Source organism: Erythrobacter sp. HI0063, assembly GCF_001635685.1.
Lineage (GTDB): Bacteria > Pseudomonadota > Alphaproteobacteria > Sphingomonadales > Sphingomonadaceae > Qipengyuania.
Genome location: NZ_LWFF01000298.1, coordinates 1 through 220, shown reverse-complemented (window position 1 = coordinate 220; position 220 = coordinate 1). Strand labels below are relative to the sequence as shown.

The 220-nt window shown below is 64.5% G+C and carries 1 protein-coding gene; it reads right to left on the bottom strand.

What is annotated here, in order from left to right:
- Positions 1–220, bottom strand: a 220-nt coding sequence (locus A3736_RS17640) for a hypothetical protein (protein WP_197465582.1), incomplete at both ends; no start/stop codon positions are given.

Below are 220 nucleotides of genomic sequence, written 5' to 3'. Positions count from 1 at the left end.
GTCGATCATAATCGGCGGTGCAGCCGCGTAGCCAATCGAGGGAGTCACATCCCCGCCCGCGTCTCGCTCCGCCACCCATGCGGCTAGGTCTTCGGGCCGCGTCGTCTCGTAGCCGTTCGCGGACAGGAAGCCGTTGATTTGCTCGAGCGTCCCCGTTTTCAGCAGGCCGAGATATTCGCGCTCTTTCTCAGGCGGAAGACCCGTTTCGGGCGTGGGCGTG